This is a genomic window from Vibrio sp. QJM3NY_26 (assembly GCF_057786005.1).
This window is the reverse complement of record NZ_CM173515.1, coordinates 2,308,995-2,325,751: the sequence shown is the minus strand read 5'-3', so window position 1 is coordinate 2,325,751 and position 16,757 is coordinate 2,308,995. Positions and strand designations below refer to the sequence as shown.

Annotated in this window: 12 protein-coding genes and 2 pseudogenes; 8 read left to right on the top strand and 6 right to left on the bottom strand. The window is 42.2% G+C overall.

Annotation, left to right across the window (positions count from 1 at the left end):
• Nucleotides 1-55: 55 nt before the first annotated feature.
• Nucleotides 56-287, bottom strand: a pseudogene (locus tag AC3CH4_RS10180) (ISL3 family transposase); the annotation flags it as partial.
• Nucleotides 288-541: 254 nt separating this feature from the next.
• Here AC3CH4_RS10180 and AC3CH4_RS10175 point away from each other — a divergent pair.
• Nucleotides 542-1,042 carry a CPBP family intramembrane glutamic endopeptidase gene (locus AC3CH4_RS10175; RefSeq protein WP_171314133.1) on the top strand — a complete coding sequence of 167 codons (501 nt, stop codon included), beginning with the start codon at nt 542-544 and terminating at the stop codon, nt 1,040-1,042.
• 82 nt (nt 1,043-1,124) lie between these two features.
• Nucleotides 1,125-1,235: pseudogene (locus AC3CH4_RS10170) on the top strand (MipA/OmpV family protein); the annotation flags it as partial.
• A gap of 106 nt (nt 1,236-1,341) precedes the next feature.
• On the opposite strand, the gene AC3CH4_RS10165 reads toward AC3CH4_RS10170, so the two are convergent.
• The 5 genes from AC3CH4_RS10165 to AC3CH4_RS10145 form a co-directional block, all read right to left on the bottom strand.
• The gene (locus AC3CH4_RS10165; protein WP_004736527.1) at nt 1,342-1,842 is read right to left on the bottom strand and encodes a YfbU family protein; all 501 of its coding nucleotides are present in this window, start codon (nt 1,840-1,842) and stop codon (nt 1,342-1,344) included.
• 223 nt (nt 1,843-2,065) lie between these two features.
• Nucleotides 2,066-2,806 (bottom strand): pyruvate formate lyase 1-activating protein, encoded by a 741-nt coding sequence (pflA, locus tag AC3CH4_RS10160; protein ID WP_171327812.1) that lies wholly within the window; start codon nt 2,804-2,806, stop codon nt 2,066-2,068.
• 164 nt (nt 2,807-2,970) lie between these two features.
• Nucleotides 2,971-3,960 (bottom strand): lipid A deacylase LpxR family protein, encoded by a 990-nt coding sequence (locus tag AC3CH4_RS10155; protein WP_171327810.1) that lies wholly within the window; start codon nt 3,958-3,960, stop codon nt 2,971-2,973.
• A gap of 202 nt (nt 3,961-4,162) precedes the next feature.
• Nucleotides 4,163-6,439: a formate C-acetyltransferase gene (gene pflB, locus AC3CH4_RS10150; RefSeq protein WP_004736530.1), complete on the bottom strand. Its 2,277-nt coding sequence runs from the start codon at nt 6,437-6,439 to the stop codon at nt 4,163-4,165.
• 307 nt (nt 6,440-6,746) lie between these two features.
• The gene (locus AC3CH4_RS10145; protein ID WP_017083998.1) at nt 6,747-8,288 is read right to left on the bottom strand and encodes a DUF3360 family protein; all 1,542 of its coding nucleotides are present in this window, start codon (nt 8,286-8,288) and stop codon (nt 6,747-6,749) included.
• 434 nt (nt 8,289-8,722) lie between these two features.
• On the opposite strand from AC3CH4_RS10145, the gene AC3CH4_RS10140 reads away from it, so the two are divergent.
• The 6 genes from AC3CH4_RS10140 to AC3CH4_RS10115 all read left to right on the top strand — a co-directional run bounded on the left by AC3CH4_RS10140 (nt 8,723) and on the right by AC3CH4_RS10115 (nt 16,686).
• Complete coding sequence (locus AC3CH4_RS10140; RefSeq protein WP_171327808.1) at nt 8,723-10,186, top strand: hypothetical protein; 1,464 nt, start codon at nt 8,723-8,725, stop codon at nt 10,184-10,186.
• Between the two features lie 237 nt (nt 10,187-10,423).
• Nucleotides 10,424-11,194, top strand: a complete 771-nt coding sequence (locus tag AC3CH4_RS10135) for an ABC transporter ATP-binding protein (RefSeq protein WP_017076713.1) — start codon at nt 10,424-10,426, stop codon at nt 11,192-11,194.
• Between the two features lie 169 nt (nt 11,195-11,363).
• Entirely contained in the window at nt 11,364-12,134 is a 771-nt protein-coding gene (locus AC3CH4_RS10130) for an ABC transporter substrate-binding protein (RefSeq protein ID WP_017078148.1), read from the top strand.
• Between the two features lie 79 nt (nt 12,135-12,213).
• Nucleotides 12,214-12,954, top strand: coding sequence for an ABC transporter permease (locus tag AC3CH4_RS10125; RefSeq protein WP_171314136.1), 741 nt, complete (start codon nt 12,214-12,216; stop codon nt 12,952-12,954).
• 2 nt (nt 12,955-12,956) lie between these two features.
• Nucleotides 12,957-13,634 carry an ABC transporter permease gene (locus AC3CH4_RS10120; protein WP_004736535.1) on the top strand — a complete coding sequence of 226 codons (678 nt, stop codon included), beginning with the start codon at nt 12,957-12,959 and terminating at the stop codon, nt 13,632-13,634.
• 223 nt (nt 13,635-13,857) lie between these two features.
• Nucleotides 13,858-16,686 (top strand): ImpA family metalloprotease, encoded by a 2,829-nt coding sequence (locus tag AC3CH4_RS10115; RefSeq protein WP_488542918.1) that lies wholly within the window; start codon nt 13,858-13,860, stop codon nt 16,684-16,686.
• The last annotated feature ends 71 nt before the right edge of the window (nt 16,687-16,757 follow it).

The following is a 16,757-nucleotide window of genomic DNA, read 5'->3' as shown; positions in this document are numbered from 1 at the left end:
TTGTATACGGGTATTAAAAAAGGGTTACTCATGATGAGTAACCCTTTTTATTGGTTCACCGCGGCTTACCAGAGAAAGCCACTTTTATCTTCAAGAAGAAGTAGGCTGTATCTCAATACCCCCGATTTCAGATAATAAGTGCTATATTCACTTGATTAGCTTTATCTTGTTGTTTACCCACATTCCAATGTGCAAGTATTTAACGGGGAACTTGCCGATGCGATAATACCGTGAAGATAAGGACTCAGTTTTCGATCGAACTCTTTCAATGGCTTAATTCCACTCTCTTATACCTGTTCATATCACACCTCCCAGAGCCCCTTCTTTTCGATGAAACCTATTTTATCTAGATGTCAATTACATTCGAAATCTTATTTTTCATATAAGTCATGTGTATATGCCTCACGTGTCACGTTTTGCACGAGAATAATATGATTAATTATTATAAATAAAAATTAATAGCTATTTTATTTATGCTGAGGGATATGGGTTAAATAGCTTTAATGAGTATTAAATATGGAGATTTAACTTGGTTTTCAGGATGAATTGTTTAATTTACGATGCGTTAGAATTAAATAGTAAACAGTTTTTTATTCGCGTTTACGGGTTAGCATGGCTATGGGCATTGATCTTTGTTTTTTTTGATTATTTCCTTCTAAATGGCTTTGGTAATATTCTTCTGGACACTAGTGATGATGAAATTTTTTCTGCATTGTTTTTTATACTAATTGATGCACCATTTACTGAAACTCTAATATTTCAATGTTTTATACAAACGATTCTTCGTCACGCACAAGGAAGCCCAACATTCTCAATTTTAGGTTCAGCTACTATATTTTCTTTGTGTCACCTAGGTAATTCTACGATAAACGCAATTATAGTATTGGCAACTGGACTTGCTCTAGCTTTAACATATGAATATGTACGGATGAGATATGGCAATATTTATGCTTGCCTTTCTGTCTTTATTTCTCATATGTTATGGAATGTAATTTCAGCAGTGGTTATGCCATTATTGTTTATTATCTTTGACTTAAAATAAGACAAGTTCTATATGCCCGAATTCAACTGCGAAGTGCGACACTCTCCAATATCAAGCAGCCAATGCCATTTCTTTAAAGACAATCACTGGTGGCGTTCGTTATACCAACCTTGAAGGTGATATTGAAAATAGCCCAATACTTGAAAGTGGCATTAACATGGCCGCAAACGTCGGTGTTGCTTACGTCTTTTAGTGGCTTTGTATTTTTTTCTCTAAATGCGGACATTAAAAAAGGGTTACTCATGATGAGTAACCCTTTTTTGAAATTTTTTAAAAGTTAGAGCTGATCAATAAATGTATTAAGCACTAAAGATTTGAGATAGCTCTGTCGCACATAGGTGATACTGACGAGGGCAGTTGCGCCATGTTGTTAGCATGCGACGGTACTTCTCTAGCATTGGCATTTGGCTATTAAAGTGGTGATCTGCTTTGTCGAATTGAGGGTAAAGACCTTCAGAATCAACAAGGAAACGCACGTAATGTACGCTCTGAGCTTCAGAAGCGATATCAAAACCTAGGAACTGTAGGCGACGTTGATCAACTTCAGCACGTTCTTGTTCTGCAAGCATTTTGTTCGACTCTTGCATGGCATGGTACATCTCCATGATGTCGATAACTTCGCGACATTCGGCTTCAGTCAAACAGCCAAATTCTTTATTAAGTTCACGCATTTGAAGTTCGTAACCGCGCTCTACAACCGTTTGTAGACGTTGGTATTTAGCGGAGTTCTCAGGATCCATTTGAGACATTAGGTAGTATTGATTTGATAGAATTAGACGCTGAGCATTGGTCATTTCCATGGGAGGAGCCTCACTAAAAAACTAAATGTTATATTCTTTTGTTGCAGTAAGAGTAACAGCATTCCTACGCGTGGAAACATGATCTCAACACGGATTTAATATGATTTTTTGAATTGATAAACAAAAGTTGTAAAGAAAAGTGAAAGGATAGTTTGAGCCACAAAAGAAAACGCCCCAATCGAAATTGAGGCGTTTAAAAACACTATGAACGTAAAAGTCTAGATTAGTATTTTACGTTTGAATGGTACTGGCTTAGAACAGCAACAATCTCGTCCATTTTCTCTTTGCTTGGCGGATTTGTACCTTCAAGAGGGTAGTCATAGCCAAGCGCTTCCCACTTATGAGCACCAAGCTTGTGGTATGGGAGCAGTTCTACTTTCTCGATGTTATCCATGTCTTTGATGAATTCACCAAGAAGATGAGCATCCTCAGGCGTATCCGTGTAGCCTGGAACAATCACGTAACGAATCCACGTCGTCTTACCGATTTTGTGCAAGTAGCGTGCAAAATCCAGAGTACGTCTGTTTGATACTCCAATGAAATCGTGGTGTATCTCATCTCGCATATGTTTAAGATCCAGCATCACTAGATCAGAGGCCTCTAGTACTTCATCGACCACTTCAGTGTGCTTACGAATGTAGCCATTAGTATCAAGGCAAGTGTGAATGCCTTCAGCTTGCGCCGCTTGGAAAAAGTCACGAACAAACTCAGGTTGTAGCATCGCTTCGCCACCAGAGCAGGTGATACCACCACCAGAGGCTTTCATGAAATGACGGTATGATTTTGCTTCATTGATGATCTCTTCGACCGTTACTTCCTTTCCGTCATGAAGATCCCATGTATCGCGGTTATGGCAGTACATACAACGCATTAAGCAGCCTTGAAGGAACACAATGAAGCGGATACCAGGGCCATCGACAGTACCACAAGATTCGAATGAGTGAATGCGACCAGTTGTAGACATGAGCTATTCTCGTAGAGGAATTTATACCGTGTATTTTATTACAAAAACGGTACATAAAATAGGGTCAAATGGTAACGAGGTCTTTAAAAATAAAGGCAATCACCGGTGAAGATGATTGCCTGTATTAAACTTGAAAAGTAAAGGACGAAAGCTTTTACTAATGGCTAGAAGAAAGCAAACATGGTGATACCACCAGTGGTATAAACCGACTCTTTTGCTTCTTCGTAATCAGGGGTTTTTGCAGTTAGCGCGAAAGATGCACCAACGTATTGGTTATACCATGCCACACCAAGCACAGCAGTAGCTTGAATGTTTTCTAAAGTGACATCGTATTGTTCTGGATTCGGCCAATTATCTTCGATTTCAGAACGATCGCCTTCGATAGTCAGGTCGTTGAATCGGTAACGACCTTCAAGGCCTGCATAGGTAAACCAACCGCTGTTTGATGCGCCGATCATGCCCGGTTTGAAAGGGTTTTCCGTGGTGATGTTAGCCGCGCCAAAGTTGCCGCCCAAGTCGGTACCCCAACGGAACATGAAGCCCGTTTGGATATCACTTCTAAAGTTGCCCACATTAATTTCTGAAATGTTAGAGATCTCGAAGTCTGTATTTGCTAGTGCTTGATTACGCATTAGGTTGAAATGGCTTAAGTAACCAACGCTCCCCGCCCACTCATCGTCAACCTGATATTCCCAACCCATAGGCTCATCTGATTTTGTGATCGAGTGAACCAACTTTTGAGCATCTTCAGACAGTGCACGTTCGCCTGTTGTACCGAAGGTAATGTTAAAACGTTGGGCTTGTTGTGGGTTCAAACTGATGTAGTTGAATTCTGTATGTAGGTAACCTGCGTATGGGCGGTCATTAGCCGATGGCGTTTCTAACTCAATATCAGAAGGCGTATACATCTTGTGGCCAATGGTGATTTCCCATTTATCTAGAGAGCTTGCGCCCCAGTAAGAGAGACTCAATGGTTTCACCCAATTGTATGGCGTAATACTTGACGATGTGTAACCCAGAAATAAGCCGTTGGTATAGTCTTGGTCGACACCAAAAATACCATCATTATCTAAAGCGAAAGTTAGCGTAGAACGCTCAGATGCTAAAGATGAAAAAGAGAGAAGGAGCAGGGGTAAACAACGCAGGTATTTCATGGAGCAGTTACTCTTAAATTATGAACCAAGATAGTACCGTAATTAGAGTTTAGGTGTGAAAAAAAAGTGAATAGATGACGGGTTTTTTGCTCAATCTGACGTTTCGTATAGTGAAGACGAAATAATAAATTTCTGAATGATATAAAAAAGCCCCGCACATTGGCGGGGCTAATATCATTTTACTTATCTATTTAGCGTGAGCTTATAGAGACTCAGTAAATGTACGTGCGATTACGTCAGCTTGCTGCTCTGTAGTCAGAGAGTTGAAGCGTACAGCGTAACCAGAAACACGGATTGTTAGCTGAGGGTATTTCTCTGGGTGCTTAACTGCGTCTTCAAGAGTTTCGCGGTTAAGAACGTTAACGTTAAGGTGTTGACCACCTTCAATGCCAGCTTCGTGGTGGAAGTAACCATCCATTAGGCCTGCAAGGTTAGCACGTTGGCTGTCTTGTTCTTTACCTAGTGCGTTTGGCACGATAGAGAACGTGTAAGAGATACCATCTTGTGCGTCAGCAAACGGTAGTTTACCTACAGACGTTAGTGAAGCTACAGCACCTTTCTCATCACGACCGTGCATTGGGTTAGCACCAGGAGCGAAAGGAGCGCCAGCACGACGACCGTCTGGAGTGTTACCTGTCTTCTTACCGTATACCACGTTAGACGTGATAGTAAGAACTGACTGTGTAGGGATTGAATCACGGTAAGTCTTAAGCTTACGGATCTTGTTCATGAACGTAGAAACTAGTTCACAAGCAATGTCATCTACACGAGAGTCGTTGTTACCGTATTTAGGGTAATCGCCTTCGATTTCGAAGTCAGTTGCAATGCCATCTTCGTCGCGGATTGGTTTAACAGTCGCGAATTTGATTGCAGACAGTGAGTCAGCAGCAACAGACAGACCAGCGATACCACAAGCCATAGTACGACGAACGTCACGGTCATGAAGAGCCATTAGAGACGCTTCGTAGCTGTACTTGTCGTGCATGAAGTGAATGCTGTTTAGAGCTGTCACGTATTGCTTAGCTAACCAATCCATGAATGTGTCTAGGCGACCCATTACGTCATCGTAGTTAAGTACTTCGTCAGTGATCTTGTCGCCAACTGGGCCAACTTGCATTTTAAGCTTCTCATCAACGCCGCCGTTGATTGCGTAAAGCATAGTTTTTGCAAGGTTAGCACGAGCGCCGAAGAACTGCATTTGCTTACCAACGATCATTGGTGATACACAACAAGCGATTGCGTAATCATCAGAACCAAGATCAGGACGCATTAGGTCATCATTTTCGTACTGGATAGAAGAAGTATCGATAGATACCTTCGCACAGAAACGCTTGAAGCCGTCAGGCAGTTGCTCTGACCAAAGAACCGTGATGTTTGGCTCTGGAGAAGGACCCATAGTGTATAGAGAGTTAAGGAAACGGAAGTTCGAACGCGTTACTAGCGTACGACCATCAACACCCATACCACCCATAGACTCTGTAGCCCAGATTGGGTCGCCAGAGAATAGCTCATCGTACTCAGGAGTACGTAGGAAACGAACCATACGCAGCTTCATTACGAAGTGGTCGATCATCTCTTGTGCTTGGTCTTCTGTGATTTTGCCAGCAGCGATATCACGCTCGATGTAGATGTCTAGGAAAGTCGAAGTACGACCTAGAGACATTGCAGCACCGTTTTGAGACTTAACAGCAGCTAGGTAGCCGAAGTAAGTCCACTGGATAGCTTCTTGAGCAGTTTGAGCTGGCTCAGAGATATCGAAACCGTATTTCTCAGCCATTTGCTTGATTTGACCTAGAGCACGATGTTGCTCAGAGATCTCTTCACGCAATTGCATTGTTGCAGAAAGATCTTCGCCGTTCTCGAAACGCTCTTGTAGAGATGCGAATTGAGCCGCTTTGTCTTTCATTAGGAAGTTGATACCGTATAGTGCAACACGACGGTAGTCACCAATGATACGACCACGGCCGTAAGCATCAGGAAGACCAGTCAGAACACCAGACTTACGACATTTTAGGATATCAGGAGTGTAGATATCGAAAACGCCAGCATTGTGTGTTTTGCGGTATTCTGAGTAGATTTTTGAAACCATTGGGTCAAGAGTTTCACCGTATGCTTTACAAGAACCTTCAACCATACGTACACCACCGTTAGGGATGATTGCACGTTTTAGTGGCTTCTCAGTTTGTAGACCAACGATAGTCTCAAGATCTTTCTCAATGTAACCTGCATCGTGAGCAGTAATGGTAGAGATAACAGAAGTATCGAAATCTACAGGTGCTTTAGTTGCGTTTTCCTGTTTGATACCTTCCATTACCGAAGACCAAAGCTTGTTAGTTGCTTCAGTACCCTCAGAAACTAGGAAAGACTCGTCGCCTTCATACGGCGTGTAGTTCTTTTGAATGAAATCACGAACGTTTACTTCGCTTTGCCACTCACCTGCAGCAAAATCTTCCCAAGCTTTAGCAAATTGCTCTGCCATGACATACCTACCTTTTTAGTAGAAAAAATACGTACATTAACACTGTTGAGCCAGCGCCCCTCGTAAGGGTAGTACACTCTTATTAATAACAATATATATGAGCATATTCGCATCATATGGTTATATATATTGTCACTACCTTTTATATGTTGTCTTTACTCTATGTATTCAAGACTACGCTAAAAAATTTCTGTAAACCTTAAACTAAATCAATAAATGCCAAAAAAAGTTGAAAAAAAATGGGTGGCAGGGGTTGCCACCCAAACTTTTTTTTAATCCCAATACTACTTTTGTGTAGTTAGAACCATTATAGCCAAGCTTTTAGGCCATATTGACTTTCTAGCATACCAACTGCAAGCATTGCGACTAAACAGATAACTAAAACGCCAACTGGGATAACAATCTTGTCTACAAATGATAGACGCTTCGCACGCTCTTTATCACCAATTAGACCGTTATTATCTAGAAGCATGGTCAGCGCCCATGCTAATACTGGGTTAACAACCGCAGAACCGAAGATACAGATACCAGCTGCTTGAGAATCTTTTGAATCCTTAACCATTTGCATACCCGCTTCAAGTAGAGGCAGAGATACACCTACAAGCAGTGCAACACGCATCACTGGTGGCCATACAGCTACGTCCATTGGGAAACCAAGAATCGCAACAATAATACATAGAGAACCAAGCAATATTGCGCCGCCAGGAATCGGACGTTTCGCGATTGCTGCTGGGATCATGTAAGTACCCCAAGAAGATGTGATGTTACCACCACCAACTGCAGTACCTACCATTTGGCGAACTGAACACATAGTCATTGTGTCATCAACATCCATAAGTACTTTTTCAGAACGTTTAGGGTAGTTCAGTTCTTGGAAGATACGGTGACCTAGGAAATCTGGCGACCACATTGCTACGGCAAGAATTGCGAATGGTAAAGAAGCAATGAAGTGTTCAACGTTTGGCAAGCCAAGCATCCAACCTTCAGAAGTAGAACCCCACCAGTAAACTGGGTTTAGGTTTGGAATGCCCATTTCAGTTTCGAATACGATATCGAAACCAGCACCTAGTGCTAATGCAATAGCAAGGCCTGTGAATGCACAAACTGGGATAGCCAACCAACGCTTGTTCACTTTTGCTAAGAAAGCGTAGATAGCAATCGTAATAGCAAGAACGATTAAACCAACGTAGCCCATGCTGCCCGCTTCAACAGTAGAAGATTGAAGACCAACCGCCCATGCTTGAATCGAGTTAATTTGGCTCATGGTGCCTGTTAGGCCTAAGAAAATGAGTAAGCCGCCAGCGGTACCTTCCGAAGTCAGGTTAACCAGCTTGGAGCCGCCTTTTAGGAAACTTAGGATTAGACCGAAGACACCGATAAGGATTGCCAATGCAAGAGGGTGAGCACCAGCGAGAGCGATGGTACCAATAAGAGGGATCATTGGGCCGTGGTTACCGGCAAGGTTTGCTTTAGGGTTGAAGAAACCAGAAGCAAGAATACAGAACAGCAGTGCAGGAATAAGCATTTCTACACGAGCAACTTCAATTGCGAAGTCTTTACCTAGGTTTACGTGATCCCAAGCTTGAGTTAGGCCATCAGCCCAAGACATCATTACTGCTGAGTACATCGCGATGATACCGATGGTACCAGCAAGTGCAGGAACAAGGTCTTCAAGTTCAAAACGGAAATCACGGCCTGGAAGGTTTAAACCGAAGCGGCGAGGCTTCATGATTTGAAGTTCGTGATCTAGATAATCTGAGCGGCTCTCAAATTCCGAAGAAGGGCGGTGTAGCTCTTTATAGCTTTTCTCTTCTACTTCAGAGTTCGCATTATTCACAACGTCTGACATAGATTCCTCATATTTTTATGTTAGTAATTCTAAAATTGAATTAAATAAGTTCGCGTAATTGCGTTATTTCTTAGTTATAACTTATTAACATTATGTTGCACGGTTTTGATGTGCTTTATGTAGCTAAGTTAAAAGAAATGTTTGGCATTTTTAATGCCTTATTTTGTATTGAGGAGTCTAACAAGCTTACCCTTTAGGGTGATTGATCTTGATCACTTTATGAGTGTATGTGAAAGAAAGCTACAAAACGCAGCGATTCATTAACGTACCGTTGATAAAAGGTGTAATTTGTTTTCACAAATTGACGTTTTCATCGTCTTGTCACATTTTTCATCCTTTATAAATTATGAGCTGAATGATTGGCTTACTTTTTGCTTTATTGTTGTCAGATATTTAATTTTGGCGAGCTGTTGCCACAAACAGGACGATAACAGATGAAAAAGACACTAATGTTGCCACTAGCGGCAATGATTTCAGGACTACTTGTTGGTTGTGGCGGCGGAAGCGGCGGTGGCGGCGGTGGCGGTACACCATCAACAAAGTTTGAATTTTCGTTCTCTACCCCGAATACAATCCTTGAAAGTAGCAACACTTCGAACTGTACCGTATACGAGCGAAGAGAGAATAGTAGTCAGCAAGCGACGGTGTTGACTTACCAACCAGCAATTGAGTCACAGCTCAACAATGAAAATGTGGTTGCATACTATTCGGATGCGGCTGGTTCAATGGTTGGTGATTTAATTGTCCCAAGCAATTTGAAGCTCTCGTTTACCTTGGAAGGTATACCTGATGGTGGCTTTGTTACGTTCCAAATTCGCGAAGCGAACAACACACACTTCACAGCTAATACATTTTCTAAAGAATATTTGGAAGATCTTACTCTGAGAACAACTACGTTTGGTATGAATCGTGAAGCTGTTAGTAGTTGCGATAAAGGTGATAACTTTGGTAAGACAACACGAAATGACTTGTCTTACCTTGCCGTAGCTTCTGGTGGTGGAGATTATAACTTTCAATCCCAGCTAAAAGAAGAGTCTGTGCCGACGTATTCGATTGATAAGTTAGATGTACGGGCTCTGCCTAATGGGACACCTGAATCAACCATTGTTACGCAATTTAAAGATGGGTATTTGCATCAATATGGTGTAAGAGCTTGGAGTAACGCCGATCAATTGTTACTGGTTGATATGGCAGGAAACAAAGCTCAATTGACGCACACAAATGACTTTGATTACTCGAATGTTGAGATTAAGGTTAGTCAGGGTGATTTTAGTTATGGCATAGCAACAATTCCAAGCACGCAAGGTGACTTTACAAGTCCGGATGAGCCAAATACTGAACACTGGAGCTTAAATGTTGAATCAGACACTCCGCTTAATGGCTGGAATATTGATCTCAACAAGAAGTTATATGTTGAAGGTTCTTGGGACGTAGATATCGCTCCAGACTCATTTTATGACTTAAGTTCGTTGCCGACTGACTCACCAAACCTTGCTGGTAATAACCTAGACCTTGATTTTAGTTTTACAGATGAAGTCGGAAAAATGAGAGTTGCCTATACAACAGAAAGCCTAAGTGGCGGCCTTCATAAATTGACACATAAAGTATTTACTCATTTGGAAGATACAATTGTTTTACCAGAGCTTCACTACTACGACTACTCAGATACTGTTAAGGCTGAATTGAAGTTAGATCCTACCTCAGATCCCATTCATCAGACTGTTCTTGTTGAGACAGCAGAGTCGGAGATTACAGGTTATGATTTCATGACTGCGTTTGCGCACGGTAATGTAACGGACTTAGATGAAGATTTAGATGGGCTTGTTGTTAATGAAGTTACACTAAACAAAACGGGTGTAAAGGTTCAGAACCAAGGCTATTTGATGCTTACAAAATAGCGACTACTTAACAAAAATAAAACAAACAAGCCCCGTTAATCGGGGCTTGTTTATAACTGCTATTCATGTAATTGAGAGGAAAACGCTACCTTTTGCATAATAAGTCAGAGTGAATCGCTATTTATTCTAAACTATTAGGTTAATAATTTGTTGCATGTTATTTCGTGTGGTGCTAGTTTGTATCGCATGAAAAGGTCGGAGTACCTTGCATTTTCACAAACTTGGGAGAGAAAGCGCATGAAAGATGTACCAGCGCTGGACATAAAGGATCTACACAAAACGTTTGGTCAAAATGAAGTTTTAAAGGGAATTTCACTTTCTGCGCACAAAGGCGATGTAGTATCGATTATCGGGTCTTCAGGGTCAGGTAAAAGTACTTTCCTTAGATGTATCAACCTTTTAGAAACACCAACTGCTGGCGAGATTTGGGTTAATGGTGAATTAATTCAAATGAAAAACAACCGCCAAGGTGTTTCTGTTCCTACCAATGAAAAACAAGTACAGCGAATCCGTTCTCGTCTGGCAATGGTTTTTCAGGGATTCAATTTATGGTCTCATCTGACCGTTCTCGAAAATGTTATCGAAGCACCAGTTCACGTATTAGGTGTGCCCAAAGCACAAGCGATTGAAAATGCAGAGTTACTGCTGAAGAAAGTAGGCCTGTACGAGCGCAAAGATTACTACCCAGGACACTTATCTGGTGGACAACAACAACGTGCAGCTATAGCAAGAGCGTTAGCGGTCGATCCGGAAGTTATGTTATTTGATGAGCCAACATCGGCGCTTGACCCAGAGTTAGTCGGTGAAGTTCTTGGTGTAATGCGTGATCTAGCAGAAGAAGGAAGAACCATGCTTGTGGTAACACATGAGATGGCTTTTGCTCGTGACGTATCAAACCACGTGATGTTCTTGCATCAAGGTCTAGTGGAAGAGCAGGGTGATCCAGCTAAACTGTTTACGGAACCTGAATCTGAGCGATTGAAACAGTTTATCTCTTCGATTTATTAATCGGTTTACTTAGAGATAAATCGTTAGCGCGAATCAGAATTGAAATACCGCCGCTAAGGAAAATGGCGACGGTATGAACAATAAAACACAACAAGTAAGTTAATAAGTAACAACAAACACAATATTAAAATTAGCAAAACATAAAAACCTAAATCACAGGAGTAGGGATATGAAAAAGTGGTTATTAGTCGCGGCACTTGCTGCAACTGCTGCAACGGGCGTAGCTCAAGCAAAAGAATGGAAAACAGTACGTTTCGGTATTGAAGGTGCTTACCCTCCATTTAGCTGGACGGAAGCTGATGGTTCACTAAAAGGCTTCGATGTTGACATGGCTAACGCGCTTTGTACCGAAATGCAGGTGCAGTGTAAGATCGTTGCACAAGATTGGGATGGCATTATTCCTTCTCTACTTGCTCGTAAATATGATGCGATCATCGCGGCAATGTCTATCACGGAAGAGCGTAAGAAAAAGATCGATTTCACTGGTAAATACGCACTTATCCCAAACAAGTTCATCGCTAAAAAAGGTGCAGGCCTTAACTTTGATGATCTAAGTGGTCAAAAAATTGCCGTTCAACGTGCAACAACTCACGATAAGTACCTAACAGACAACTACGGCGACACAGTAGAGATCGTTCGTTACGGTTCATTCGATGAAGCTTACCTTGATCTAGCTAACGGTCGTGTTGCTGCTGTACTGGGTGATGCATCGGCTCTAGAAGAAGGCGTACTAAACAAAGCGGGTGGTGAAGACTACGAGTTTGTTGGCCCATCACTAACAGATCCTAAATGGTTCGGCGATGGTTTTGGTATTGCTCTACGTAAGCAAGACAAAGATCTGACTAAGCAATTAGATGCGGCAATCCTTTCACTACGTGAAAAAGGCATCTACCAAGATATCGCAGCTAAATACTTCAACTACGACGTATACGGTCAGTAATATCTAGCGTCAATTCTTAAGGGAGAGGTTCTCCTCTCCCTGTCTTACCAACTTTTTCGCAGTTCTGTTGGAATTCATTATGTTTGATTTACAAGGATATGAAGCTTCGATCCTGAAAGGGGCGGTGCTTACAATCGAAGTTGCCTTGCTGTCGCTAATTTTAGCTATGGTTCTTGGTATGCTAGGTGCCTTAGCAAAACTTGCGCCTTATCGCTGGGCTCGTGCAATTGCAACCCTCTACACAACTGTCATTCGAGGCATCCCCGATCTCGTCTTGATGATGCTGATTTTCTTTGGTGGACAAATCCTTTTAAACAACAGTTTGTATTCCATCAATGAGTGGCTCAATGAGTGGTTCACATCAAGTGATCCTAACCATGAATGGACCGCTTACTTACCTGATTATATCGATGTCAGCCCATTCATTGCTGGTGTCTTAACCATTGGCTTTATCTTTGGTGCTTACATGGCTGAAACTTTCCGTGGTGCAATCATGGCTGTCGACAGCGGTGAGATGGAAGCGGCAAAGGCCTACGGCATGGGACCCGTCTTAGCGTTCCGCCGTGTTCTGTTACCTCAAATGATTCGTCACGCACTGCCGGGTTTTGGTAACAACTGGTTGGTTCTACTTAAGACCACCGCGTTGGTTTCGATTATCGGCCTAGAGGACATGGTACGTGTTAGTGCATTGGCTGCTGGTTCAACCAAAATGCCATTTACCTTTTATATGACAGTGGCTCTTATTTTCCTATTCTTCACCAGTGTTTCGACGGGCTTGCTTAAGTTGGTTGAACGTAAATTCAGTATCCACGCGAGGTAGTTATGGACTTTTCATTGATAATTGAAAGCCTGCCGATTTACCTTAGTGGTTTATGGACAACGGCTTGGATGGTTTGCGTCGCTTTGATCATTGGCTTATGTGTAGCAATACCATTAGCTATTGCTCGTAACAGCCCAAATATGCTGATTAACGCTCCAGCTTGGTCGTTCATCTATTTCTTCCGTGGTACGCCATTATTGGTGCAGTTGTACCTGATTTACTACGGAATGGATCAGTTCTTCCCTGTAAAAGACACCCTATGGGAAAACGCATGGTTCTGTGCATTGGTCGCGTTTATTCTGAACACGTCGGCTTATACCGCTGAAATCATTCGTGGCGCTATCAACGGCTTACCGAAAGGTGAGGTTGAAGCAGCAAAAGCTTATGGTATGAGCACACCCAAGACATACCGCCGTATCATTCTTCCAAGCGCTTTACGTCGAGCATTACCGGCGTACAGTAATGAAGTTATCTTTATGCTTCATGGCTCGGCGGTAGCAGGTATCGTAACGATTATGGATCTGACGGGCGCAGCACGTTTGGTTAACTCACGTTACTACGCACCATTTGAATCGTTTCTAACGGCAGGCCTGTTCTACATGGGGTTAACGTTTATCATTATTGCGATTTTCAAATTCGCAGAGAAACGTTTCCTAGCTTACTTAAGACCACTTAGCTAATTACACTTTACAAATCATAGTTAGAAAAACGGCGCTTCTATAGCGCCGTTTTTTATAGCATTAAACAAGTCGTGTGCTTTTGAATCCCATAAGCTTTCGAGCAGTTGCATCCCAACGAAATAGTTACCTTGCTTCAAATTAAACTAACGTATTCATGAGATTGATTGCTTTAGGTTTGGCGATAGATAGACTCAGCAAAATTTTGTTGTTGTATGGAATAATGATGAAAAAGAGTAAGTTACTATCCAATTGGGTTCTTTGTGCTATTGCTTTATCACTTTTTGGATGTGGCGGTGGCAGCGGCGGTGAAAGTGCTCAAACTGGTTCTGGTGGTTCTGGTGGTTCTGGTGGTTCCGGAGGAGAAGGAAACGAAGGCGACGGAAGTGGTGAGCCTGGTATCACTCCGGTTCCACAAACTGCTGTTCAAAAGGCGTTGGCCACAGGTGATGCTTCTTATGTTAAGGATTCCAAAGAGTTCATTGATGCCAGCCGAGCATTAGTTGCTCAATACAACTCGAACTTCAATCATATTAAGCAAGCATTATCCCAAAACTCTGAAGGAGAGCCTTTACGCAATCTTCATTGGGATCCAACACACGACACGGCAATTATCTTACCAACTTATGGCTTTAACGATGTCATCTTACAAACCAATAAAGCGATGCAAGATGGGTATTCCGACCAAGAGCTTGCCATTGGTATTGCGGGTTATACGTCAGATAACAGTCGCTATGCAGCATTGGCAAGTAACCCGTTTCGAACTAAGCAGCGCTTTCCAGATTCTGTTAACGAAGAGATGGATATTTGGCTAGAAAACTTGGTTAAGTGGGCTTCTGATAATGATTCGCCACAAAATGTCGTATTAGCTCAGCTCGATCAATCTCATTATTTTCCTGACGACCAAGCAACACGAGATTGGTTGACTAGTAATATCAATCCTTCAATGGTTATTAATGCCGACAATGCTTGTGATGGCGATAAGTTGAGTCAATGCGTTGAAAGCAATAACCCTGATTTACTGGTTTTGTCCCAAAAGCTGAATGATGGTGATGACATTGAAGATGTGATTACGGGTTTACGCTTGGCGTTCAATAAAAATATACCAGTGTTATACCTACATCTTGATGGCGGTATGACGGACTTAGGTAACGCGCTATTTTCAGAAATGCACATGACTTACGTTGGCGACAACTATTGGCGTAAGCTCGGTTTATCGAACTGGGATTCTACACAGCTGATAGATCGAATGCCGGATAATATTGTTCAACAACAAGCGCTTTTACAGCGATTGAAAGATGACAGTTTTACCGTTGACCTGAATACGTGTGATGACAAATCTTGCCCTGATGATTCCAATATGGATGAAGAATTCTATATTGCGGCGAATAGTATTCGTTCACACGTAACGACTCTTGATAGTAAAAAAATTGATCTGTTTGCAACCGATGATTACGAATATGAAAAGTTGTTGCTGTTACTCGCTGATCGTTATCGCCAAGATGTTCAATACCCGATGGGTAAAGGCGTAACTGAGAGAATCGAGTTTCTTCGTTCTTACTATAGTGATTACGCCACATACAACAGCCGTTTGTATAATGCAGCGCAACCAAGCTTAGGTAATTTCAGCTCTAAGAGTTTTGATAATGTACCGTTGGTCACCAAGCTTATTTCCTTAGAGTCTAAGAGAAACTTTCGTGCGGCTGGTGTTTATGCTTTGCCGGGTAAGACAATCAAAGTGACTCGTTTGGACAGTAATGAGGTGGCGACATCGATAGCATTTAATACCCTACGTAGTGGTGCGACTCACGAATTTTCGGGCGATGACGGCTATGCTAGGCCGAAGTTTTTGACCTCAGTAACCTATCCCGTGAGAACAGGAGAGACGATTTATCTGACTTCTGCCTATGGCGGAACATTACAGGTTCATTTTGATACCAATGATATTGATGTTGAACTGCGTTTTGAGAATGTTGCTCAACACCCTGTTTGGCGAAGTGAAGCCGACAACGACAGTTTTGTCGCCCAGCTTGAAGAAGGAAAGTTTGATTGGGCCGAGTTGGTTACACCTGGGTTCGAAGTCCATTCTAAACTAGACAAGATGAAAGAGTCTATCGGTGCCTCAGATTGGGCGCAGCCGCATGATATGGCACTCGCCACTGAGCGTTATGTACATAACTTTCCTCATGCGCTTGCAGGTTTTAGAGGTCCTGGGATTGATGAAATTACTGAAGTACATCAATACGGTGAGGCAAAGGGCTGGGAAATCGCGAACATTGATATCGTGAAGCACATGAATGCCGATCAAGCGAACTGTGGTTACGGCTGTTCAGGAAATCCTTACGATGCTTACTGGTCTTTTCACCCGTTAGGGCATGGTGATCTTCATGAGTTAGGGCATGGCTTAGAGAGAGGTCGTTTCAGATTTTCTGGATGGGATGGTCATTCAACAACCAACTACTATTCGTATTTTAGCAAATCAAAATACTACAAAGACACCGGAAAGGTATCTTCTTGCCAAGGCTTAGATTTTAAAGGGCAGTATCGGCTTTTACAGCAGAGCCGGACTCAACCTGATCCAAATGCTTTTATGGCGGCTCAAAATCAAACTGGTTGGAGTTGGGGAGCTCGTATCTACATTCAAATGATGATGCTTGCAGAGCAGCAGGGTGTATTGAATTCGGGTTGGCATTTATTAGGGCGCTTGCACTTGATTGAGAGAGAGTTTAATCGCTTGAAAGGCGGTGATGAACTTTGGAACGATCGAAAAGGCTCGATTGGTTTTTCAGATTATACGAGACAAGAAGCGGTAGATATTACAAACAATGATTGGTTGCTTATCGCATTGAGTTACGTTGCAGAACGGAATATGACGCAATACTTAGACATGTGGGGGTTCAGTTTCAGTGATAAAGCGAAGCAACAAGTCACGGCTCTTAGTCTAAGTAACATGCCTTTGACATATTTTGCATCATCTAATCAAGGGTATTGTTTAGACGAGTTTGCCAAGGCAGCGCTGGATGTTGATGGCACGACTGATTGGCCGCTGAACTAGACCATACGATATAAAAAAGAGAGGGGATATTATCTCCTCTCTTTCCTTATTAGCTTCTGATCAGCGTTGTG